Here is a 22584-nt window from a genome sequence, read left to right as displayed (position 1 = left end):
AAAATAGGAATGAGGAGTATTCCATCCTCATTCCAGGAATATCTAATTAATTACTTAATCAGCATCATTTTTTTGATGCTTGTGAATGATCCGGCTTCGATGCGGTAAATATACATACCACTTGCCAGGCTGGATGCATTGAAATCCATGGTGTGAGTACCTGCTGTCATTCGCTCACTTACTAGTGTAGCAACTTTTCTACCCAGCATGTCAAACACAACTAACTCAACACTTGCTGCTTGTGGCAGGTCAAATGCAATTTTTGTAGTTGGGTTGAATGGGTTAGGATAGTTTTGCTTCAGGTCAAACTTCTCAGGAAGATCTGAAACTGCTTCGTTAGAAGTACCCATTGCTCTTTCTAAAGTAAGACTGTAGTACAGAGGCTCAAATGTGTTTGAAGCAACATCATAGCCACTTGCAACAGCAACTGTGTCTAAACCATCACTTACTCGAACATTCCATACAAAATCTGCGCTTTCGCCATTCTCAAGTCCGGCAGACTCAAGAAGTGCATCTACAGTAGCATATGGAAGAGTCACTTCAGAAGCGCTTGATTCATCACCTGATGGTACAGTTACAACAACAGTGGATGAGTCGGCAGAATAAAGTACCCACTCGTAAGTAACATCATTACCGTCAAAGTCAGTTGTTGACTCCCAGGTAACAGTTACATCGCCACTTACAGTAACACTTGCTTCATCAGCAGGTGATTCAAGGCCGAACCCTGTATCTGGAATACTCCAGTTGTCACCAACTACATCATCAACTGTTCTCAAAATCATTTTGGGATTACCAAATGAATAGTGAAGAACACCTGTGAATGAATCGATCATGGCGCCAACTCTAACGTGGTCGTTAAGGTCTGATCCATAGGTTGTTGAACCAAAGTTGACGTTATCATCAACACGTAGTCCGTCTCCGGCTTCTAGTGTATCAGCAGCTCCGCCACCTTGTGTAGAACCAATTTCCCACTCACCAAAGTCGCTTGAACCGTCAGCTTGATTCGTTGTTACTTTTACATCAGCAAAAGTAAGGAATACGCCTTCGTACTTCTCATACTCACCGGTGCCGTTTGTTACGTCCTGAGTAAGGATAGAAACAGCTAATGTATCCACCTGAGTGTTAGGTGATGCGAGTACATCAAACTCATTAAGAGTTACGCTTGTTACATCAAACGTTTCGTTAACAACAAGTTCAGAAATACTGATCTGATCACCAATGCTTAGTGTTTCTGTATTGTCTTCAATCTCAACATATACACCAGACCAAGCTGCTGCACGATCCTGAATCACGATAAAGCCGCTTTCACCAGCACTTGCTACTACAGTTGCAGTGATATCAACAGGAAGGGCTCCAGTACCTAATAATGGGCTATCACCTGCTTTGCCGTCTGCTGTTTCCTGAAGCAGAGCAATAGAAGCAATTGCTTCGTCGGTAACAAAAAAGTTGTATGCACCTGAAAGAGGAGCACGTCCTGTTAGCCCTTCTGAATCTTCCGCTTCAATAAAGAATGAAACTGGAGTAAAATTTTCAAAAGTAGGAAGTGTCGCTTCATATTCATTGCCTGTAGTTGCAGACATGGCAATAGTAATTGATGTGTCAGGAGTACTATATGTTAAATTTACACCTGTTATAGTAGCACCGTCTACTCCCTCGGCTTCAGCAGTTACTGTAACTGCATCTGTAGATGCTACAGAAGAATCAGATAGAGCAACATTTGATACTACTGGAGGTAATCCATTAACAACTAAGTCAGTTGGCCAAACAAAACCATCTTCACCATTTACATTTCTGTTGCCGTTAACCCACACAACACCGTCTTCAAATGGATTTATGCTTAATGCTCCGTTTCCAGAGGGAACCAAAGCATCAGGGTCATCGCCTACATAGTTAACATAACCACGGATATCCACATTAGAACCAGGTAGAGGAGCCACAAATGGTCCATCTTCACCGTTCAAACGACGCGCATTATAGCTTTCAAGATATCCATCTGCGCCAATTGCATGATCATTTCTGTATCTAAGGGAAGTATCATAAACATATACTCGTGATCCATCCTTATTGATAGCCCAGTCAACTCGACCAGCTCCTTCAGCCACATTACTCACGGTAGCTGACAATACTTCAACATAAGCACCATTATACTTTTGATATCCAGATAACTGCATAGCAAGCTCACTACCGTCAAAAGAATTAATGTCAGAAACACTTACCTGCCAAGGATCAATTAGAGGTGCATACTCAGCAAGTTCAGGGGATTCGCTATCATTAACATTTCCAACAAGGTCGATTGATTCAACATCAAATTGGGCTGTTCCACCGAAAAAACCTAAGCTACCTGTAATAGTAACAACGTCGCCACGAGTACGGTCTTCAAGTAACGTGTAGTCAGTCTCTACAAGCTGCATAGACATACCTTCGCGCCCCATTGAATTGGCAGTAGTATCTGTTACAAAAACATGAATACGACTGATCCCAGTCACTTCGCCACTACCTTCATCCACTACAGGGTTAGATAGCCCTGAACTCTTAGGATAAGAAGTAATTACAGCAGTAAATGTTACTGATTCACCTGCTAAAGGATGGCTTTCGATAGCAGCTTCAGAAAACTCAGTAAGTTCACGATATCTATTAAGTTTTCTCAAATTAAATGGAATACCTGCTTCGTGAGAACCAATATTTGAAAAATCGTTTTGAGCTGTTACAATCCATTCAGATGTAAAATCTTCCGTTCCAAATGATGCTAATGGCACTGGATTACCAGACTCAAATTCAGCCTTTCTTACTAAGGTGTGTTCACCAGTTCCGCCAGAAGTACTACCTACTGCCCATGCAGACCCTGGATCTTCGCCAAGTTCTCCAAACATGTCAATGAGAGTGGTATCTGTACCTGTTATTTTGAATAAACCGATGGCATCATCTCCATTATAAAAAGTCATAGAGTGTGTGGTATCAGCCACATCAAGAATAGTTTGGTCAGCTGATGGGTTAGCGATCACATATACATCGCCAGTTGTAAGAGTACCTGTAAACCTTAATGTATCAGAAACCCATGTTTCAGCGCCGTTGTTTGCGCGAAGCATAATATAACTTGATAGGTCAACATCTTCAGAAGCACCATTGTAAAGTTCTATTGCTTTGTTATTGCTAGAACCTTCGATGTACTCTGATATAAATACGTCTTGTGCATTTGCAGCACCGTAACTAAAGAGCAAAACGAGGACAAACAAAAAAGCCCCTCTTCCTCTTTTAATAGTAGCATTAATCATAATTGATCCTTGTCTTTATTGTTATTTGATGATAAGTAACTTACCTGTTTGTACTTCTCCTGATTCCAAATCTTTGACGGTATACAGGTATAAACCTGTCGATAAGATTTGGTTTGCATTGGACTGTAAATCCCACGCATGTTCTCCGCCGGCCATAACTCTTGGGTCGTCACTAAAGTTATTGAACCAAGCAATGTCCCCATTGTAAGTATTAGAATCGTGCTCTAACTCAGCTACGATGTCTCCGGCTACTGTATAAACTCGCACCTCTGCTTTTGCTGGTAAATTGTAGAAATATAACTTCCTGTTGTCTTCATTTTGTCCATCCCATGCCGCATTAATTCTATAGGGATTTGGATAGACACCTACTTTAAATTCACTACTGTTACTCCCAAAATTATCATTCACTGGCGTTCCAGGAAAAATGCGGACTGAGTTCGTGTTGGTACTACTTTCTAGGCTTCCAATTTCAAAAGTATCACTTCCACCATCAAAAGCGGTTACTGACACCTCATATTGCCAGCCACTCAAGAGTCCGTTTAGCTCATATTTATACCAATATTCACTGGTATCACCATCAAAAGTCACCGCTTCATCTAATTCAACCTCTTCAAAACCGGTGTCAAAAGCTATCTGATTATCAGGCATGTCGAACTCACGAATCAACCTTGGCTCCACTCCTTGGTCATCCCCTAGCTGGGAACTGTAAATACGGTACCCTTCAAAGTCCATTTCTCCGGTAACACGATCTCTGGAAAATTCTGCCGTACGATCCCAGTAGATAGAAGCTTTACCCTCTTCTAATTCTATTCTGATTTTAGGATTATCCGGAGGGGTTGGGAATAAATATCGGGTTAACTCACCGTCACCGTCCGTGTCTTCGCCCGGATCTAAGATTCCGTTATCATTAGTGTCTTCACCCTGAAAAACACGGTTTATAGATGAAATGGTTTGTGTAAGATTAGCTCGGGAATCTTCGGTATCAATTTCTTTAATACTAGGACTGGCTCCCTGGAATTCTTCAGGTTTTAAAGCCGCCGAGTAAGCAAAATAAACAGTGATCGTTTCTCCAGGTTCAACTTCAGGAAAAGGCCCCATTGAAATAAAGGAGATATAATTTCCAGCACCGTCTTGCCCATCCGTTCTTAACGCTTCACGGTAAGTTTCGCCACTAGCTGCAGTAGAGTCGATAGGGAACTGTTCTGCCATTCTTGTATATCGGTCAATATCATTAGAAGGCCCCCTAAACACTCCCGTTCCTGATGAAAACAGCCAATAGCTCGGGCCAACATTTGGAGCATTCAATCCCTGATCTTCTAAATAGTCTTTATTTTTGGGATGGAAGAAATTGCCTCGATACTCAGCTCCAATTAATGAAATAGCCCCATACGTGTTGATCATTGGGTTATCAGGAGAGCCGGCATCAAAAGCATAAGTAGTATACAGAGAATCCAGATAGCCAATTCCGTTCTTATTAAAGAAATCGCCCCCGGTTTCGGTAGCTGTATTTACATTCCTAACTACTAAATCAGCATACGTACCTACAAAAACACTATCCCAGGTAGCAGCGCCGGCATACTGATCACTATTATTGGTGATCTCGTATTTAATGATTGAAAAGTTCTCGGTGAATGGGAAACCCCAGTTGTAGCTCTCTAACCGAACATCTGCGTATAAAGGAGTGTCATGGCCACTTATTGGCGTTCCGTTAATATCACGACGGCGATCCGAGAATTCAGCAATAATATCCTGCTCACCCACCGATTGCGCTGAAAAGAATTCGTCTCCGGGATTACTACTTCTTCTCAACAAAATATTATCAGCAGTAAATTCAAAACCCGCGCCACCTCTTGCATAACCGCCTGAGGTTGTGATAGAAGATGTAGAAACTCTGAGTTGAGAGTTATTGTAGAGCGCACCAATCCAGATGCCGGCTTCGAACAAATGCTCAGTCCCAGTAGCACTTGGGTAGCGCATACTAAATCCACTTTCAGGATTATTTCTCACATCAGGCTTACCAATAGTTCCGAAGTTCGTGATAGATAAGCCTATGGTACCTACACTCGTTTCTTCTCTTTCAAATGAAGCCTGCGCAATAAGACTTGCAGAACATGTAAACAAAAGTATTACAGACAATCCGAATTGGACAATTCTCATATAGATTACTAACGGGGTTTTAATGGGGCTGACTAAGATAGCAATAAAGGAGACCAACCTCTCTGAGTTGACTGCCTTTTAACAGTATCTTAATATGCCGAGCCCGACATATACGTTTTATAAAAGTGTGCTATTACCTCTTGGCTGATCTCTAAATAAAAGAGGACTACAATAATACTGAAAATGCATTGCAATCTGAAAACCCCAAATTGCTGATATTTCCTAGCCGAGGTAGTTACTGACTTTTTTATTATCCCAAATTGAGCGTGATTTTTAAGCCGGGTAACAATTTCCTGATCTTCCATAACCAAGAGCTTTTCATCAAATCCGCCTATCTTATAGAAAAGCGCTTTTTCAACGAAAAGACTTTGATCTCCAAACCTAAACACGTCCACATCGAAACGGGTGAACCACGCATAATATTTTAGCAAGGGATGAGAATAATCAAACTCTAACCGGAAGCATCCACACTTAAAACCTGCTTCAGTTTTTTTGTCTATTTCTAAAAGAAAACCAACGGGCGGCTTTGTGTCTGCATGCAAAAAATAAAACCACTCTCCTTCAGCTTTTGAAGCCCCATAATTCATTTGAAAAGCGCGCCCTTTCTTTGGCGATTTATAAACTTTTGCCCCCTCTCTTTTGGCAATAGCTGCCGTTTGGTCGGCACTGCCTCCATCAACAATAATAATTTCTACGGATTTCAAGCTACTCGTTGCTTGGTTCTTCAGATACTTGACTAGCTTTCCTATTGTATCTTCTTCGTTAAAAGCAGGGATTATAATGCTGATCATCTTTAACTCTATAACAGACTAATATTTTGGACCGTTAAGTTACTGAATGAACAACAACTAAAAATAGATCAAATATTACAACCGGTCTTTGACCTGATTCCAATCGTCAATATTGTCAACGTCATTGAGTGTTTGCAGCAGGGCAAGGTTTAAATCTAATGCCTCTATTTTTTTCACTGTTTGATCAAAAACAGACTCAGTACTCCACTCAATTCCTTCAAAAACATCCGGATAGAATTGGCTCATCCCCAACAAGTAGTACCCACCATCCTCCGCCGGTCCAACTACAAAATCGTGATCCTTCAGCTTCGAATAGGCTTCTTCAATGATTTCCGTTTTCAGCTCTGCACAATCACTCCCAATCACAACCACGCTTTGAACCTTCTCCTTTTTAAAAGAATGCTCAAAAGCATTAGACATACGCTTTCCAAGATCTTCCCCAGACTGCACTTTTTTGTTGAAATCACCTGAGGCCCAAATATCATCTTCAGCTTTATATCTTGAATACCATACTTCTTTATGGGCATTTACATTTTTTGCCTGACTGAAGGTATAGGTCAGCAACCTCCTGTATGCCTCCAAAGCTTCTTCATCCCCAATGGTTGCAGCTAATCTTGTTTTGGTTTTGCCGGCTTCTTCGTTTTTTACAAAAATGATGAGCTTATTTCTTTGGTTCATTCTCATTACTTAACCGCTCCGACGCAGAGCGTCAGGAGCGAGACTATGTTCGGATTACACTTTGTATTTGATTTTAAGTAGTTGCCCCGCCACAACTACTTCCTGCACCGGCCGTGCAGCCAAAGCAATGTTGGTTAATCATGATTTCCCTGTTATTCAACGAATCCAGATCAAAATCTTTGATGTGCTGCACGGTATCTTTGTGAGTTTCCATCTCCAGCATTTGATTGAAGTCACAATCGAAAAGACGACCATCCCACCCGATTGAAATCGTATTCCGGCACATCACTCCTTCTGCAGCTGCAGGGTTGAAAGATTCGATCAGCTTCTCCATATAGTCCTCCAAATTCCCTGACATTAATAAGAAATTCAAAAATCGACTGATAGGCAGATTCGTGATAGTAAAAAGATCGTTGAACTCAATATCGTGCTTTCGCTTCAGCTCTTTTTTAAACTCTTGCCTGATTTCCGCTTGATCTCCCGGCAAAAAAGCACCAACAGGATTATAAACCAGATTCAACATTAGGCCGGTGCCTTCTTTTCCGTACCCAATTTCATTCAATCTCTTGAGAGCCGTTATTGATTTGTCATACGTGCCTTCCCCACGCTGCCGGTCTGTTCTGGACTTACTGTAGAAGGGCAGCGAGCAGGTAACCTCTACATTGTGCTTCTTAAAGAATTCGGGTAGATCACTAAATTTATTGGTCGTCAGAATAGTCAGATTTGAACGGACGATAACCTGCTTACCCAGCTTCGAAACCTCTTCCACAAACCACCTAAAATGAGGATTCATCTCCGGAGCTCCACCAGTCAAATCTACCGTTTGGATATCAGTATTTTTGAGAGCATCCAGACAGTATTCAAAAGTCTCTTTCGTCATAATTTCCTGCCGGTCAGGCCCTGCATCAACATGACAGTGTTTGCAGGTCATGTTACACATGTAGCCCACATTCATTTGAAAGATCTCTATTCCGGTAGGTTTAAGTGGGAACAGTCCAATATCATTGATCTTTTCTTCAAACTTAGGAAGGGATTCAATCTTTTGGTTATGTGAATTTATGATTTCAAGCTGTACACTCGGCTTTGACAGAGAGTGTGATTCCGCTAATAAACTTTTCATGACTTTCTTTAACTAAATAATTTATGACCCGACCAAGCCGGTATGCCAGATCGGTCTTTCCTGTTTATAACAACTTCAGGTTTTACATTGACAGATCTTTCACTTTGTTCATCATCTGTACGCCATGAACTAAGGATGAGCCACCTCTTATAGCCGCTGCAACGTGCACCGCTTCCATCATTTGTTCTTCACTGGCACCTTTTTCGAGGCTGTCGCTGGTATATGCATCAATACAATATGGACACTGCACCGTGTGAGCTACAGCCAGAGCAATAAGTGCTTTTTCTCGTTTGGTAAGCGCCCCTTCCTCAAAGACCTCTCCATAGTATTCAAAAAATTTATTACCGAGATTTTCCTGGAATTCAGTAATATTTCCAAACTTCTTTAAGTCTTCTGCTTTGTAATAAGTATTGTCCATGTCGTATATGATTTGGTTAATAATATTAATGAGGCTCTGTGTTACTTCATTCTTACGAAGAAAGCCTTTATTCAGATTGAAATAATAAAATTCTGCCCCAATAAATCACTTATTATGACAAAATTGAAACATTTTCTCCCTTACTTTCCTTTAATAGTGTAACAATCACTAATAAAAAAATAACTATGAAATTAGCGAAACTACTATCAGCAATAACTTTAATTTGTGGATTATTTCTAATCTACCCCTCTGATTCAGCACAGGCTCAAGCACGTGGCGAAGGCGGAAACTTTGGCCTGGGTGTTATGTTAGGTGAACCTACAGGCATATCTGCAAAAGTTTGGAATAGCGATAAATCAGCTTTTGGCTTTGGTGCAGCTTGGTCCTTTGGACGATATGATGCTGTACATCTCCATGCAGATTATCTTCGTCACTCTTGGATACAAGGCGTTGAGAAAGGCGACTTAGCGTTTTACTACGGTATTGGTGGGCGAATTGTGCTTGCTGACGATCCTGGAATCGGAGTTCGCATTCCTTTAGGCTTGAATTACGTTGTTCCCGACGCACCTATTGATATCTTTGTGGAAGCCGTCCCTATTCTTGATTTAGCACCAAGTACTGACTTTGACGGAAACGGAGCGTTAGGTATCCGGTTCTACTTCTGATTTTAGCTAATCAGCAATAATTTTGGCTGTATTGAGGGGCAGCTTTATTTCCTGTCCTTCTTTCGCCAAACTTATTTCAGTGAAATCAGAACCATGCTTTTCTATTACTTTCTTATCTACTTCAGCTAATACATCATCACTTTTATCCGGGTCATGATGAGTTAAGTACAGCATTTTTACTTTAGCTTCAGCTGCTATCTCGGCCACATCTTCCCAGGCTGAATGTCCCCACCCTTTTCGTTCTTGGTAAGAAACCCTGTTGTACTGGGCATCATGAATCAACACATCACTGCCCTTAATGAAATCTTTAAACTCTTCTTTGAATTTAATGACTTCATCGCTGTCCTCTGCTGCCAGTTCATTATCCGGACAAAATACAATTACTTTATCTTTAACTGTAAGTTTGTAGATAGCTGTAGGCACAGTATGAGTTGCCCACATGTACTCAACAGTGTAATTATCGAAAGACCTTTTTCCGGGTTGAAATGTCTCGCATTGCAAATCTGCTTCCAGCATATCTATAGATACCGGGAAAAAAGTGCTGGACATATGGCCTTGAAGAATTTCTTCACATCCCATATCACCTTGTGGAGGTAAGTAAATACGGAACCAGTTATCCCCGTTATAAAAAGGTTTGAAAAAAGGAAAGCCTTGCAAGTGATCCCAGTGGGGATGCGATATAAAAACTCGGCCTTTTAGCGGTGAGCCATTGCTTTGTAATTCATTGCCGAGGTTTCTGAATCCGGTTCCTGCATCAAAAATAAGGAGCTCTTCAATGCCTTCAATCTGAACCTGAACACAGGTGGTATTACCACCATAGGTCATATTCTCAATGTTAGCACAAGGGGTAGACCCTCGAACACCCCAGAATTTTATGTTAATCGAACCTTTCAAATTTTTCCTTACATAACCTCTATGTATACAAAACTATGTTGTTACAGATTTATACCCCAAGTATAAAAATACAGATCGGAAATTCCTTTTCTTAAACTAAATATGTGAAATGTTAAAACCTAAATATTCCGTCTGAGCAAATTTGACCAACAGTGTAAAAAAATATCAAGTAAACAGAAAGAGCGACTTACTCTTCCTCGTCTCCAGTCCTTTTTAGCTGGTCAATCTGCTTTTTAACTTCCTTAAGGCGTTCTTTCTTATCATCAATCGCCTTTTCAGCTTTATCAATTTTTGCCTGAAGTTCGTCTTTCAGCGCGTTGCCTCTGTTCGTCGGCTTAAAATAAGTCTTGGCTTCCTGATACTGAATCATTTCACTTTCGAGACTTGAGACTTCTTTTTTAAGCTTGTCTCTTTCTTTCTGAAGTTTAATAATATCTTTCCGCGTATCAGGATCAATACCCTGATTAGCGAGTTCTTTCTCCATCCCGAGATCATTACCCAAAGCTCTGTAACGGTCATAAATCACATCACAAGCTTCCCGATACTGCTTCCAGATTTTATTCTTCATCTTGATAGGAACGTAGCCGGCATCCTTAAACTCCTGCTGAAGCTCTTTGGCTTCCTGAACCGCCAGCGCCGGATCTTCATGCTTGCCTAACTCTCTGAGCTTCTCAAGAATCTCTTCCTTCTTCGCAAGATTCTCTTTTTGATCTTTACGCTGACCTTTGAAAGCTTCTCGACGGCGATCATAAAATACGTCCATCGCGCCTTTAAACTTTTTCCAGATCTTCGAGGATTGTTTTCTGGGAACCGGACCAATCTGTTTCCATTGGTTCATCAAGTCCTGCATAATCTGGTGGCCGGCATCAAAGTCTTCCGTATCTTTTGATTCTTCAGCCTTTTTAATCAGATCATACTTCTTCTCAAGGTTCGCCTCTTCTTGTTCCCGAAGCTTGTCGATGTTATCCGACTTCATGTCGTTAAACTTATCGGTAGCCGCCTTGAAGAGATCCCACATATCATTCTCATCTTTCTGTGGGAGGTTTCCGGCATTTTTCCACGCCTTGTGAAGCTTATTCACCTTACGGGCAGCTTTGGCAATATTCTCCTGATCAACCAGTGCTTCGGCTTCTTTAACTAGTTTCTTTTTCTTCGACAGGGCCTTCTCTACCACCTTGCGGTATTCTTTATCGAACTTAAAGCGCATTTCATTGAACGTATCCTGCACTTTGTTAAACCGATCCCAAAGGGATTGATTTTTTTCTGAAGGCACACGCCCCACTTTTCGCCATTGAGAGATAAGCTTGTTAAACTCATCTTCAAGTTCGTTAAAGTCAGGGCTCTCATTTTCAAGATTCTTGACCAGCACATCCATTTTATCCAGAAGAAGAAGCTTAAGCTCTAAGTTTTCTTCTTCCTTCTGAAGTTTTTTAACGAGCCGATCTACTTTATGATCTTCAAACTCATCCATCAGCTCTTTATAGCGAGCATCCAAGGCTTCTGCTTCACCCTGAGGTAATAACTTGATGGATTCCCACTGTCCCTTAATCTTGCCTACTTGTTTGGTGGCTGACCAATCTTCTTCACTTATTATATTAGAAAGGGATTTGAGAAGGTCTTTTTTCTTAGCCAGATTTTCTTCCTTCCTACGATTTTGCTCTTCGTAATACTCATTTTTCTTCTGCTCAAAACTTTCTCTGAGCTCCTGAAATTCTTCAATCAGTTGTTTGGCTTTGTCATCATCTGACTCAGGCCCTTCCGTAATTGAATGCGCAAGGTTAGATAGCTCAGTAGTTACAAAAGCCCAATCGGTTTGCTCTACCAATTCTTTAGCGCGGACTACAATATCCGAGTAATAGCTCTCGGCGTCCTCTTCTGATTCCGCATTTTCTTCATCAGTCTCTGAAGACTCAGGCTCAGCAGCATCGGAATCTTCTTCTTCCGGGTCTGGGTCTGGTTCTGCCTCTCCTTCTTTTTCATCAGCTGAGTCTTCCTCTGATGTTGACTCTTCAGCCGCTTCAGTCTCAGCTTTTTCGGCAGTGTCTTCCTCTTCACTATCTGAGTCTTCTTCAGATGCTGACTCTTCAACCACCTCAGCTTCGGCGGTATCAGCATTATCAACATCAGAAACAGTTTCTAATTCTTCTTCAGCAGAACTTTCTACTTCTTCAGAAGTTGTTTCTTCAGATATATTTTTGAGTTCACTTTTGTTAGTCTCTTCGCTTTCAGCGTCCTTTTTGTTTTGCTCCAGGTTCTCCACAGTAACCTTCCTTTCCTCGTAGGTCTTTTAATTAACGGCTCGAAGCCTTCTTCATTAGTTCATTAAGATAATATATCTACCCAATCTTTGGCAATCTAAAGCAAAAGTTTGGGAAAGTGGTTCTTAATCAATTTATAAGGGTTTAAAAACTGTTTCCTTACTTCATAAATGGCTGTTTGATTTTCGAATGATCGACAGACCGAACTGTGATTGCAGTTCTTTTTAAATTAATTCTGTAAGGAATACGCACTTTATAGCTCTAACTCTGAAAACAAATAATCCATTTAATCATGAAAAGAGCAGAATTAGAGAATCGCTTGATCGATTTTTCGGTCACTATTATAAAGCTAACAAAAGGATTGCCATTATCTCAGATCAATAAACATTTATCCGGTCAATTAATACGATCCGGAACTTCTCCCGCGCTTAATTATGGAGAAGCTCAAAGTGCAGAATCTTTAAAAGATTTCATACACAAGCTACAAATTGTACTAAAAGAGCTTAGAGAGTCATTCGTTATTTTGAAAATAATAGATCGGGCTAATTTATATAACGACAAACCGGAACTAGACTCAGCATTAAACGAGTGCAATCAACTTATTTCTATTTTTGTGAAAAGTGTACAAACAGCCCATAAAAGAAATAAGTAACTTCATAAATCAAAAACCGGTCAATCGATCATTCGCACATCAATCTACTTCTTTAATAAGGTGCACATCTCTTTGAGGAAATGGAATCTCAATACCTTCTTTATCCAGTTCCACTTTAATTTTTTCCAGATTTTCAAAGAAAAATGGCCAGTAATTGTCTGTGGTTGTCCATGCTCGAGCAGATAGGTCAAGAGAGCTGTCACCCAGATTTGTTAATACGACAACGGGGGCCGGATCTTCTAAAACTCTTTCATCTTCATTCAAAACCCGGAGCATAACCTGTCGGGCTTTTTCCATATCAGAACCATAGCCTACACCTACCGGGAAAACTGCTCTTCGGGTTTCTTTTGCGGAATAATTGGTTACCGGAGAGTTTGCCAATTGACCGTTCGGAATAACAACTAACTGGTTATTTGGCGTTTTGAGATGTGTATGCAGAATGTCAATTCGCTCAACGGTTCCCGACTCGCTTCCGCGCTCAATAAAATCGCCTACTTTAAAGGGTTTGAAAAACAGAATTAGAACTCCTCCTGCAAAATTGGAGAGGCTTCCCTGAAGTGCCAAACCTACAGCAAGACCCGCGGCACCTAATACAGCTATAAAGGAGGTCATTTCAATACCTAACATTCCCAAAGCAGAAATGTAGACCATCACTTTCAGTAACATTGAAACCAGGCTTCGCATAAAGGAAACCAAGGCCTCATCAACATTACTTCTATTCAGTACTTTAGATACTCCTTTTACAATAAACTTAACGATCCAAAGACCGATTACCAGAGTAGCAATTGCTGCCAGAAGCTTTGGGCCAAAAGTGGTTACAAATCCCATAATCTCTTCTGAACTAATCGTGAAGTCTCCCATGTTTATTTCCTATCTATTTTAAAATTATTAACTGCGAAAATTATCGAGCCTTAAAGTAGTACCATATTCGCTCAATTCATAAAAAAGGGAAGGCGTTAACCTTCCCTTTCAATTCTATAAATATCTGCTTCTACAGCTCTGCCAGCTCTTTCTTAATCTCGTCTTTAGTTTTACCGAGCTTATTTTGAAGACGGCCTAACAGCTCATCTTCTTTACCTTCTGTAAAAGCTAAATCATCGTCTGTTAACTCTGAGTATTTTTGTTTTAGTTTTCCCTTTACTTCGTTCCAGGTACCCTTTATTGTTAAATCATTCATAATGTTCTCTCTTTTAATTCAGATTAAGCGATTGCTATTTAATCTTCTAAATGACTTCTAAGCATCCATGCTGTTTTAGAATGGACGGTTAATCTTTCGGTCAGTAAATCTATGGTAGATTCATCGTCTGCGACATTGGCAGGTCCCAGAGCTTCTCGTGCTGTGCGGATTACCTGTTCGTTTGCTTCTGTGAGTCGCTTCACCATTTCTTTGGCTTTGGGACGATCTGTATCCTCTTCAATAGAAGTTATTTCGTTGAATTCTTTGAACGATCCCGGTGCTCTGAATCCTAATGCACGGATGCGTTCTGCAATTTCATCAATAGCTTCTGCCAATTCAGTGTACTGCTCTTCAAATTGCTCATGCAGCTGATGAAATAATTCACCAGTCACATTCCAGTGATAATTATGGGTCTTTAAATACAAGAGATAAGAGTCGGCCAAAACCTTCGATAATCCTTCTGCGATCTTTTCTCTGTGCTCTTCTGAAATTCCAATATTCACTTTCATATCTGATACTCCGTTTAGTGTTGCTATATCCATAATTTGATGGTTTAGCTTTGTTTATCTTCACCTATCATAACAAATCTGGAGCGGTTATGTTCCAACCTTAAAGCTCATACTTGAATGGATTTACAATCAGGCTGATTGAGGATACCTATCACAAAAAAATCCCGCACACTGGTTAGCATGCGGGATTGATCAGTAAACTGGAGAATGAGGCTCTTTTACTCCTCTATACCATACACCTCTTTAAGAATGCCTTTAGCATTGGCATCACCGTCTTGCATTACGCGATGCTGGAGGTTGGTAATAATTTCTTGTTCGGCCTTTTCGTAAGCCAATTCTTTTGCACTGTTTTCAGTGTTGGTACGGATAAGCTCGTAAATATCGTCAGCTCGTACTACACTGTAAATTTTGTCGTCATTAAAAGCATGCGAGCGCTTTTCTTCAAATTCCTGAAAAACACGGGGGAAGTCTTCGCTGTCTTCGGCTCGGGTTACAATTTCAACATGCTCGGGTCCTTCAGCACTTAAAGGAGTTTTGCAGAGATAGAAAAAATTTTGTTGGTATTGCATCTGCTGTTTATGTGGGTTGAATTTTAAGCTGGGTCAATATAATAAAATTTGAATGTAAGGTGTAAGGTTTTAGGCTCAAGGTGTTAGAGAATTTCTTGTCCTAACACCTAAAGCCTATCACCTTACCACTATAATTTCTTCAAGACTTTTGGGATCATCATCCATTTGATTTGGCACGTTCCCGGAGCGATCGTTTCCCAGGTATCCGCAAAACTTTCGAGACAGACTAAAGCAGCCGTTGGCATTCTTAACGCTATTTTTTGGTGTGCACCGGCTAAAACCCCGGCCGTATTTTCCATCAATGGGTTATGGCCGACTAACATAATTCGTTCGAAATCGTCCGAGGCGGTTTGTATAGCTGATAAGTAATCCTGGACGGAACCAAAATAAAGATCTTCGTTCCAGCTTATACTTTGGTCATCTATCTTTGCACCTTCTGCGACCAACTCCGTTGTTTCTTTAGCTCGCTGAGCAGGAGACGATATAATGATTCCCGGCTTATATTTAGCCTTTCGGATAAACTTTCCCATTCGCGGAGCATCTTCGAGCCCCCGCTTGGCAAGTGGCCGGTCAAAGTCTTTTAAGTCGGGATTGTCCCAATTGGATTTGGCGTGTCTCAACAGTAATATCTGTTTCATGATTCTTTCGACTTCTTTTTGTTTGCGGACATTTCAACCATCTTAATTTTTCTGGCAAACCGATTTGCCTTAATCTCACCTTGAGCTGCTTCAGCGAGAGCCTTCACCAATTCAATACCAAAAAATACGATAATACTGGAATAGTACACCCACAACATTAAAATGATAACAGAGGATGATGCCCCGGTAAGCTTATTCAGAGAACTGTTCCCGATAATCATCCCGACACCAAACTTCCCTATCACTAATAAAAAGGTGGTTATGAGACTCCCATATATCAGTGGCTTCCATCTCATTTTAACATCCGGAAGGATATAGAACATCATTAAAACAGCGAAAAAGATCATAAACAAGGTCAACAAATTGCTGCCAAGGCCCACAAAGAAAAGCTGTGCAGATTCAAAGTTTGCGAGCAGCAAATCAAAAAGGGCGGCTAAAAGAGAGTCTAATATCAGAGAGACAATCATTGCAACACCGAGTAGCAAAATCATACCAAAAGCCATTACACGGTCTATCAGTATCTTTGAAAACGCCACCTCGGGCTTGGCTACGACCTTAAATATTCTGTTGAATGAATCTTTAAACTGTATGAAAACGGTAGTCGCTGAGATTATCAGAAATAGAATACTGATAATGAAATAGAATTTGTTCTGGCTGTCTGTCTGAACTGTTTCTACCAACAGCAAAACAGCTTCCCTGCTTTCCTCTCCTACGGCCTCATCAAGGAAACTGGTTAGTTCTCTTAATACGCCCGCATCCCCAATAAAAAAACCGGCGAGGTAGGCAGCAATCATTATGATTGGAGCTAATGAGAATAACGTATAAAAAGAAACAGCTGCGCTATATTGAAAACCGTTGTCTTCAATAAAAGAATTAATGGCTTTAAGCAGTGTTTGCCCTGCCTTTTTAAGGATGTCCATTTGCAACTGTCTTAGCTGTTAAAAATTCGTGAAGGCGCATACATGGATAAAATTACTCCTCGCGCTATCATAAAAGCCGTCATCGCCATCCATAACGCATGAATTCCCACAAACGGTTCACTGATGTAATAAACCGGAATAAATACCAATATAGTTGCCACTATCATCGAGTTTCGCATTGCACCCGTTGCGGTTGCACCTATATAGACCCCATCCCAGATAAAACAAACACTGTTTACTACCGGAGCCACAATCAACCAGATCACAACCGTCATAGCAACGGCTACCACATTTTCTTTATCTGTGAATAGTGAAATAATTTCGGCATCAAAAATAGCATAGCTTACCGTTCCCAAAACACCGAGCCCCAATCCCCAAAACATGTTGGCGACCACAGCGCTTTTTAGCTTTTCTTTGTCGCCGGCACCCTTGAATCGACCCACTAAACTTTCGGCAGCATATGCAAACCCATCCGTCCCGTAAGAACTGATGTACCACATTTGCAGTAATATGGTATTTGCAGCCAGTACCACATCCCCCATTTCTGCCGACTTTGCCGTAAAAAATGCATAGGAGAAAATGAGGCACAAGGTCCGTATTACAATGTCGCGATTGACGGAGAAGAATTTTTTCAGCTCTTCGGCTTCAATCAGTTCATCCCATTTTATATTCAACTTCACCCCGCCATATTTTTTGTTGTAAAGGAACAGAGCCAGCCCAAGTGCCAGAAAACTGGCCACCAAACTTCCCGTTGCAACGCCATCAACGGTCATGTCAAACCGGAACACAAAAATCAGATTCAGGATTATATTTACAATGTTTAAGAAAATGGTGATGATCATAGGGTAGGTAGAATTCTGCATTCCAAGGAACCATCCATTTAACCCAAACAAAGCCAGCGTTGCCGGTGCAGCAAAAATTCGGATGTGATAATAGAGCCGTGTGTATTCCTCAACTTCTGGTGAAGCATTGACCAGGTAAAGCGAAGCCTCTATCAGCGGGTACTGAATTAATAGAATAACCAAACTGCTCACCCCTGCTACCAGTAGCACGCGAAATAAAATAATCCGTGTTTTTCGCTCTTGTTGTGCGCCATAAGCCTGCGCAACCATACCGGTGGTCCCCATTCTCAGAAACCCAAATCCCCAAAAAATAAAGTCAAATATGATACTCCCTACTGCAATGGCTCCCAGATAGTAAACGTGTTCAAGGCGCCCGACAACCGCTGTATCTACAGCTCCAAGTAGTGGCACCGACAGGTTACTTATGATGTTTGGAATGGCGAGGCGAAGTATTTGCCGGTTCAAAAAAGGAGGTTTTAGGGATTAAAATTAGCGACCTGAAAATAAGGCCTGAAAAAGAATTATGAATTCATATTTTCCATGGTGGGGAAAGTTGCATATCTATGGGTGTGCATGTATTTTCTTTCTCCTATTTTTTATTGGGATATAAACTTAATTAATTAACTCATTTGCTTTTCACATGGACATTGAATCGCGTAATAAAATTCTTACCGTTGTACTTGGAATCATAATCCTTGGTCTTACTTATTATTTGTATGATTCATTGGTAACGCCTTATCAGGAAGTGCTGGAGCGGGAAGCTTTAACTGAGAAAGTTCGCCAGCGAATGCTAGACACCAAAGATGCTCTTATCCAGTACGAAGCTCAAAACGAAACTTTCCCCCCTACAGAAGGAGGACTTGATAGCTTGATTAAATTCTTGAAAACAGATTCTCTCATGATTGCAATGGGTGATTCTTTGTATGGAACTACCTTTGATACTTTTAATCCAGACTCGTTGGTTTATTCCCCTCGAGCTCCATACCCAAGATTTGAGTACGCCCTTAATGATACTTTGCGTCCTCAAATTTACTTGTTGGAAGATCCCGGTTCTAATGATGCAGTTGGTAGTCTTGAGCGTACAACGATGAGAAATGCTCCAAACTGGAATTAATGGATGACGCTTCTGCAAATTTAGGTGTTTGTTTTTTTTCGGATCGCCTTTTCTACTCGATCAATGATCCGGAAAACGACAAGCACCTTTTTCGTATTGGCTCATTTGATTTTAATTTCAATGTTATTGAAGCTATTACCCGCCAGCAAGAAGATCATTTCCCGCACATCCTTTCCACTTTTGACCGATTTCGAACCGATCATAACATTAAGTCGGTACGGGCACTGACTCACCCTGCCCATGAATGCTGGACGGTTTTCCCTAAAGTAGTTTATGATAATGCTGATGAACGTGAAGATCACCTCGCCATTTTAATGAAGGGTGTTGAACGTGAACATATCGAACCTACCTGGCACGGACTTCATAATAATGAGTACAGATTTTTATCCGTTCGCCGAAGAAATTTAATGACTGGTTTTGACGAGCTTACCACTCAGGTTGCTACCACAGACTTTAGCAGTGACTTCGAGATGGCACAAAAATGGTCAGCTTTTGCCAAACCAGGCGGTTCTTTTTTAATGATTGGCTGTCATGAAAATGTCATTTCAATCACGAGCTTTCTTCTCGGAAAATTCAGAGCCGCTACCTATATCTCGTTCGATCAAGCCGAAGACTTGCCTTATCACTGGCTACAACACTCTGCAAACTCCAGCTGGATGCGTGGCATTCATGAAACGATCTACCTCTTTGGGCACCAGTGCCATGAAGTGGAACAGGCGCTTCAGGGTTTTTGGGATGATTCAGCTGAAATCACCAAGCTAAATTCGTTAGAGACCATTGGTGTACAGGCTGAAGAAGAAACATATGGGTTTGATCTAGCCGCTGCTTTTCCTGCTATTCTACTGAGCCTCGATTTTTAGCCCTTCGGGAATTCTAAATGCTCAGTTTTAAATGTTATTTTTGAGCTAATTCGACGTAAATTTATTTTTGTCACTCTGAGCGCCCGGAGTTATTATTTGATTAGTAAGTTGGCCGCGAAGAGTCTCAAGTTCTAACTTACAGCATTGGTATTTTTTGGCATTGAGATCCTTCGCGGTTGAAATCCATACTTACGTTATATTACTAAGCGCTCAGGATGACAATTGAACATCAATTCATTATCACCTAAAATTTTAAAAATCACTCCGCCATGCGGATAATAACAGGCAAACTTAAAGGTCGACACTTCAACATTCCCAAAGGACTGGACGTCCGCCCTACTACCGATCGGACCAAAGAAAGCATCTTCAACCTGATTGAAGCCCGGGTTTTTATGGAAGGGACTATTATTCTGGATCTTTTTGCTGGATCAGGAAACCTTGGTTTTGAAGCTATATCCCGAGGAGCAAAGCATGTTACTGCTGTAGAGTTAGACCCGGATAATGTGAAGCAGATTGAGAAAACGGCCAAACAGTTCGAGATAGATAACCAAATGCGAATTGTCTGTTCAGATGCACTGCGCTATTTAAACGGAATGGCCACACCCAACCATTTTATTTTTTGTGACCCTCCGTATGACTTTCCACTTATGGACGAACTTATCGATCAAATTTTGGGCAACAACTGGCTAACGGATGAAGGCTGGCTGTTCCTTGAGCATGATAAGTACAAGGATTTCACGGATCATCCCAACTGCACATTCTCTAAAGCATACGGGCGAACCATTGTTAGCATCTTTCAAAAGCATCCGGTAGATTCAGATTAAATCAAGCCTATGAAAACAATTGCTTTATATCCCGGGTCTTTCGATCCCATCACAAACGGTCACCTCGATATTCTTGAGCGTGCTACCAATCTCTTTGACCATGTGATTATCACTGTAGCCGTCAATAAAAAGAAAGATGCCGTTTTCTCCGGGGAAGAACGGGTTAAACTGATAAAGGCCTGTATCGCAGATAAAATATGGGGCAAAAATGTGGCTGTAAAGCAGTTTACCGGGCTATTGGTCGATCACGCTCAGAAAATGAATGCGGATACTTTAGTCCGTGGGGTTCGGCAGATTTCAGATTTTGAATATGAGTTCCGAATGGCCTTGACCAACAAACGACTCGCTCCAAATGTGGATACCGTTTTCCTGATGCCGGATGAGGAATTTACCTTTATATCTGCCTCCATTGTGAAGGAAGTTGCCTACTGGGGTGGTGATTTAAGCTCTTTTGTACCTACTCTTGTGGCCGATGCCCTCACAGAAAAATTCAAGAACAAGACTGATTAAATAGAATAGACCTACTTTTCTTTAGTCAAGCCTTTTATATTCAACAAGGCATCATACTCACTCTCACTTCTATTTTTTAATACTTATGATCTCAACACGAGCACAAAATTTACAGCCTTCAGCAACTTTAAAAGTCACCGGACGAGCCAAAGAACTTAAGCGACAAGGAAAATCGATTATTTCCCTGAGCGCCGGCGAACCTGATTTTAAAACACCTAAGCATATTTGTGATGCTGCTATAAAAGCCATTGAAGATGGCTTTCACGGATATACCATGAATCCCGGAACACCGGAATTGCGGGAAGCTATTTGTGCGAAACTCAAAAGAGATAACAATCTGGATTACGATCCTTCCCAGATCATCTGCTCAAATGGAGCAAAACAATCTGTAGGTTTCAGCCTTTTAGCGTTGGTTAACCCCGGTGATGAAGTAATTATCCCTGCTCCCTATTGGGTTTCCTACCCTGAGATGACTCGCCTTGCGGAGGGAGAGTCTGTGACCATCAGGACCTCTTTCGAAAATAATTTCAAACTTACCCCCGAGCAGTTAGAAGAAGCTATTACTGATAAAACCAAAGCGCTGATTTTATGCTCTCCATCTAATCCAACCGGAGCGCAATACACGGCCAAAGAATTGGAAGGGCTTGCTGAGGTGCTGAGAAAACATCCTCAGGTATATGTTGTTTCAGATGAAATTTATGAATACATCGTTTTTGACGGCGACCATGTCAGCATTTTGAACGTAGCACCTGACCTAAAAGATCGCGTTTTGTTAATCAACGGTTTTTCTAAAGGATTTGCTATGACCGGCTGGCGGCTTGGATATTTAGCTGCTTCGAATGAAATCGTAAGTGCTGTTTCTAAAATCCAGAGTCAGGAGACATCGGCTCCATCTTCTATTTCCCAGAAAGCCGGTGAGGCTGCTTACAATGGAAGTCTGGATGAAGTAGAAACCATGCGTGCCGAATTCAAAAAACGACGTGATTACCTCGTGGATACACTCAACTCTTTTGAAGGAGTAAGTTGCTTCTCACCCGGTGGAGCCTTTTACGTTTTTCCGGATATCTCTCATTACATCGGATCCAAAAAACCGGATGGTTCGACCATTGGATCTTCTACGGATTTATGTCTTTACCTGCTGGATGAGTTTGGACTGGCACTCGTTCCCGGCGATGCATTTGGAGAACCCAACGGCGTTCGTTTAAGTTACGCTGCTTCCATGGAAGATCTGGAAGAGGCGATGAGTCGCTTCGAAAAAGGACTTGATAGCCTTTCATAAACCCTCTTCTTTCTTATGTATTTAAGCCCTGCATTTACCGTGCAGGGCTTTTTTTGTTGAATCTATTTCGCATACGCTTTTCGGGCGTGCTTAATCTCATCGAAGTTTTCGTTTGCCCAGTCGGTTAGCCGCTGAATATGGGGAACCAGTGTTTCTGCTAAAGGAGTCAATTTATATTCTACCCTTGGTGGCACTTCAGGATATACTTTTCGATGGACCAACCCATCCGCTTCCAGTGTCCGCAGTGTGGTAGTCAGCATTTTTTGGGAAACATCTTCAATTGTTTTACTCAGCTCATTGAATCGAAGTACCCCCTTTTCAGCTAAAACCAGGATGACAAGTGTGGACCATTTATCCCCAAACCGATTAAGCACCTGCCGAACCGGACAATCTTCCACATTTGAATAATCTATCAAGGTTTTTTCTTCCATAACATA

The 22584-nt window shown here is 41.2% G+C and carries 23 protein-coding genes; 7 read left to right on the top strand and 16 right to left on the bottom strand.

From position 1 onward, the window contains the following. Window positions 1-50: 50 nt before the first annotated feature. The 6 genes from CL667_04240 to CL667_04215 form a co-directional block, all read right to left on the bottom strand. Entirely contained in the window at window positions 51-3272 is a 3222-nt protein-coding gene (locus tag CL667_04240; GenBank protein ID MAL16902.1) for a hypothetical protein, read from the bottom strand. Between the two features lie 21 nt (window positions 3273-3293). Next, a complete protein-coding gene (locus CL667_04235) occupies window positions 3294-5429 on the bottom strand; it encodes a hypothetical protein (GenBank protein MAL16901.1) in 2136 nt (711 codons plus the stop codon). Between the two features lie 89 nt (window positions 5430-5518). Further along, window positions 5519-6220, bottom strand: a complete 702-nt coding sequence (locus tag CL667_04230) for a hypothetical protein (protein ID MAL16900.1) — start codon at window positions 6218-6220, stop codon at window positions 5519-5521. Window positions 6221-6295: 75 nt separating this feature from the next. Then, complete coding sequence (locus CL667_04225) at window positions 6296-6898, bottom strand: glycosyltransferase (GenBank protein MAL16899.1); 603 nt, start codon at window positions 6896-6898, stop codon at window positions 6296-6298. A gap of 73 nt (window positions 6899-6971) precedes the next feature. Next, a complete protein-coding gene (locus CL667_04220; protein MAL16898.1) occupies window positions 6972-8018 on the bottom strand; it encodes a radical SAM protein in 1047 nt (348 codons plus the stop codon). 82 nt (window positions 8019-8100) lie between these two features. Further along, window positions 8101-8436: a 4-carboxymuconolactone decarboxylase gene (locus CL667_04215; GenBank protein MAL16897.1), complete on the bottom strand. Its 336-nt coding sequence runs from the start codon at window positions 8434-8436 to the stop codon at window positions 8101-8103. Between the two features lie 185 nt (window positions 8437-8621). On the opposite strand from CL667_04215, the gene CL667_04210 reads away from it, so the two are divergent. Further along, window positions 8622-9101, top strand: coding sequence for a hypothetical protein (locus CL667_04210; GenBank protein ID MAL16896.1), 480 nt, complete (start codon window positions 8622-8624; stop codon window positions 9099-9101). Window positions 9102-9107: 6 nt separating this feature from the next. Here the strand turns inward: CL667_04210 and CL667_04205 are convergent, their stop codons facing one another. Together CL667_04205 and CL667_04200 are read right to left on the bottom strand one after the other, a co-directional pair. Beyond that, window positions 9108-9926 carry an MBL fold metallo-hydrolase gene (locus tag CL667_04205; GenBank protein ID MAL16895.1) on the bottom strand — a complete coding sequence of 273 codons (819 nt, stop codon included), beginning with the start codon at window positions 9924-9926 and terminating at the stop codon, window positions 9108-9110. Window positions 9927-10182: 256 nt separating this feature from the next. After that, window positions 10183-12255, bottom strand: coding sequence for a hypothetical protein (locus CL667_04200; protein MAL16894.1), 2073 nt, complete (start codon window positions 12253-12255; stop codon window positions 10183-10185). A gap of 290 nt (window positions 12256-12545) precedes the next feature. Here CL667_04200 and CL667_04195 point away from each other — a divergent pair, with 290 nt between their 5' ends. After that, window positions 12546-12905, top strand: coding sequence for a four helix bundle protein (locus tag CL667_04195; GenBank protein ID MAL16893.1), 360 nt, complete (start codon window positions 12546-12548; stop codon window positions 12903-12905). A gap of 39 nt (window positions 12906-12944) precedes the next feature. On the opposite strand, the gene CL667_04190 is transcribed toward CL667_04195, so the two are convergent. From CL667_04190 to CL667_04160, 7 genes are all read right to left on the bottom strand, one after another. After that, entirely contained in the window at window positions 12945-13766 is an 822-nt protein-coding gene (locus tag CL667_04190; GenBank protein ID MAL16892.1) for a mechanosensitive ion channel protein MscS, read from the bottom strand. A 130-nt stretch (window positions 13767-13896) separates the two neighbouring features. Then, window positions 13897-14082 (bottom strand): general stress protein CsbD, encoded by a 186-nt coding sequence (locus tag CL667_04185; protein ID MAL16891.1) that lies wholly within the window; start codon window positions 14080-14082, stop codon window positions 13897-13899. Between the two features lie 38 nt (window positions 14083-14120). Next, window positions 14121-14624 (bottom strand): DNA starvation/stationary phase protection protein, encoded by a 504-nt coding sequence (locus CL667_04180; GenBank protein MAL16890.1) that lies wholly within the window; start codon window positions 14622-14624, stop codon window positions 14121-14123. A gap of 185 nt (window positions 14625-14809) precedes the next feature. After that, window positions 14810-15160: a hypothetical protein gene (locus CL667_04175; GenBank protein ID MAL16889.1), complete on the bottom strand. Its 351-nt coding sequence runs from the start codon at window positions 15158-15160 to the stop codon at window positions 14810-14812. A gap of 128 nt (window positions 15161-15288) precedes the next feature. Continuing rightward, window positions 15289-15798: a histidine phosphatase family protein gene (locus CL667_04170; protein ID MAL16888.1), complete on the bottom strand. Its 510-nt coding sequence runs from the start codon at window positions 15796-15798 to the stop codon at window positions 15289-15291. After that, complete coding sequence (locus tag CL667_04165; GenBank protein MAL16887.1) at window positions 15795-16718, bottom strand: hypothetical protein; 924 nt, start codon at window positions 16716-16718, stop codon at window positions 15795-15797. The genes CL667_04170 and CL667_04165 overlap by 4 nt, the downstream gene beginning before the upstream one ends. A gap of 11 nt (window positions 16719-16729) precedes the next feature. Further along, the gene (locus tag CL667_04160) at window positions 16730-18025 is read right to left on the bottom strand and encodes an MATE family efflux transporter (GenBank protein ID MAL16886.1); all 1296 of its coding nucleotides are present in this window, start codon (window positions 18023-18025) and stop codon (window positions 16730-16732) included. Window positions 18026-18200: 175 nt separating this feature from the next. Between CL667_04160 and CL667_04155 the strand changes: the two genes are divergently transcribed. The 5 genes from CL667_04155 to CL667_04135 all read left to right on the top strand — a co-directional run bounded on the left by CL667_04155 (window position 18201) and on the right by CL667_04135 (window position 22147). Continuing rightward, window positions 18201-18674 (top strand): hypothetical protein, encoded by a 474-nt coding sequence (locus CL667_04155; GenBank protein ID MAL16885.1) that lies wholly within the window; start codon window positions 18201-18203, stop codon window positions 18672-18674. Beyond that, window positions 18674-19534 carry a hypothetical protein gene (locus CL667_04150; GenBank protein ID MAL16884.1) on the top strand — a complete coding sequence of 287 codons (861 nt, stop codon included), beginning with the start codon at window positions 18674-18676 and terminating at the stop codon, window positions 19532-19534. The genes CL667_04155 and CL667_04150 overlap by 1 nt, the downstream gene beginning before the upstream one ends. A gap of 269 nt (window positions 19535-19803) precedes the next feature. Continuing rightward, on the top strand, window positions 19804-20358 hold the full coding sequence (gene rsmD / locus CL667_04145) for a 16S rRNA (guanine(966)-N(2))-methyltransferase RsmD (GenBank protein MAL16883.1): 555 nt from the start codon (window positions 19804-19806) through the stop codon (window positions 20356-20358). Window positions 20359-20367: 9 nt separating this feature from the next. Beyond that, window positions 20368-20868 carry a pantetheine-phosphate adenylyltransferase gene (locus tag CL667_04140; GenBank protein ID MAL16882.1) on the top strand — a complete coding sequence of 167 codons (501 nt, stop codon included), beginning with the start codon at window positions 20368-20370 and terminating at the stop codon, window positions 20866-20868. Window positions 20869-20953: 85 nt separating this feature from the next. Continuing rightward, window positions 20954-22147, top strand: a complete 1194-nt coding sequence (locus CL667_04135; protein ID MAL16881.1) for an aspartate aminotransferase — start codon at window positions 20954-20956, stop codon at window positions 22145-22147. A gap of 62 nt (window positions 22148-22209) precedes the next feature. Here the strand turns inward: CL667_04135 and CL667_04130 are convergent, their stop codons facing one another. Further along, window positions 22210-22578 (bottom strand): transcriptional regulator, encoded by a 369-nt coding sequence (locus CL667_04130; protein ID MAL16880.1) that lies wholly within the window; start codon window positions 22576-22578, stop codon window positions 22210-22212. Window positions 22579-22584 lie beyond the last annotated feature (6 nt).

This window comes from Balneola sp. (assembly GCA_002694685.1).
In the GTDB taxonomy this organism is placed as follows: domain Bacteria; phylum Bacteroidota; class Rhodothermia; order Balneolales; family Balneolaceae; genus Gracilimonas.
Note: the sequence above shows the minus strand (reverse complement) of the source record. Positions and strands in the feature narration are given on the sequence as shown.

Bases quoted from the DNA above. Each gene is read 5' to 3' on its own strand.
- CL667_04240 (MAL16902.1), bottom strand. From the start codon at position 3,272: ATGATTAATGCTACTATTAAAAGAGGAAGAGGGGCTTTTTTGTTTGTC.
- CL667_04235 (MAL16901.1), bottom strand. From the start codon at position 5,429: ATGAGAATTGTCCAATTCGGATTGTCTGTAATACTTTTGTTTACATGT.
- CL667_04230 (MAL16900.1), bottom strand. From the start codon at position 6,220: ATGATCAGCATTATAATCCCTGCTTTTAACGAAGAAGATACAATAGGA.
- CL667_04225 (MAL16899.1), bottom strand. From the start codon at position 6,898: ATGAACCAAAGAAATAAGCTCATCATTTTTGTAAAAAACGAAGAAGCC.
- CL667_04220 (MAL16898.1), bottom strand. From the start codon at position 8,018: ATGAAAAGTTTATTAGCGGAATCACACTCTCTGTCAAAGCCGAGTGTA.
- CL667_04215 (MAL16897.1), bottom strand. From the start codon at position 8,436: ATGGACAATACTTATTACAAAGCAGAAGACTTAAAGAAGTTTGGAAAT.
- CL667_04210 (MAL16896.1), top strand. From the start codon at position 8,622: ATGAAATTAGCGAAACTACTATCAGCAATAACTTTAATTTGTGGATTA.
- CL667_04205 (MAL16895.1), bottom strand. From the start codon at position 9,926: ATGACCTATGGTGGTAATACCACCTGTGTTCAGGTTCAGATTGAAGGC.
- CL667_04195 (MAL16893.1), top strand. From the start codon at position 12,546: ATGAAAAGAGCAGAATTAGAGAATCGCTTGATCGATTTTTCGGTCACT.
- CL667_04190 (MAL16892.1), bottom strand. From the start codon at position 13,766: ATGGGAGACTTCACGATTAGTTCAGAAGAGATTATGGGATTTGTAACC.
- CL667_04185 (MAL16891.1), bottom strand. From the start codon at position 14,082: ATGAATGATTTAACAATAAAGGGTACCTGGAACGAAGTAAAGGGAAAA.
- CL667_04180 (MAL16890.1), bottom strand. From the start codon at position 14,624: ATGGATATAGCAACACTAAACGGAGTATCAGATATGAAAGTGAATATT.
- CL667_04175 (MAL16889.1), bottom strand. From the start codon at position 15,160: ATGCAATACCAACAAAATTTTTTCTATCTCTGCAAAACTCCTTTAAGT.
- CL667_04170 (MAL16888.1), bottom strand. From the start codon at position 15,798: ATGAAACAGATATTACTGTTGAGACACGCCAAATCCAATTGGGACAAT.
- CL667_04165 (MAL16887.1), bottom strand. From the start codon at position 16,718: ATGGACATCCTTAAAAAGGCAGGGCAAACACTGCTTAAAGCCATTAAT.
- CL667_04155 (MAL16885.1), top strand. From the start codon at position 18,201: ATGGACATTGAATCGCGTAATAAAATTCTTACCGTTGTACTTGGAATC.
- CL667_04150 (MAL16884.1), top strand. From the start codon at position 18,674: ATGGATGACGCTTCTGCAAATTTAGGTGTTTGTTTTTTTTCGGATCGC.
- rsmD (MAL16883.1), top strand. From the start codon at position 19,804: ATGCGGATAATAACAGGCAAACTTAAAGGTCGACACTTCAACATTCCC.
- CL667_04140 (MAL16882.1), top strand. From the start codon at position 20,368: ATGAAAACAATTGCTTTATATCCCGGGTCTTTCGATCCCATCACAAAC.
- CL667_04135 (MAL16881.1), top strand. From the start codon at position 20,954: ATGATCTCAACACGAGCACAAAATTTACAGCCTTCAGCAACTTTAAAA.
- CL667_04130 (MAL16880.1), bottom strand. From the start codon at position 22,578: ATGGAAGAAAAAACCTTGATAGATTATTCAAATGTGGAAGATTGTCCG.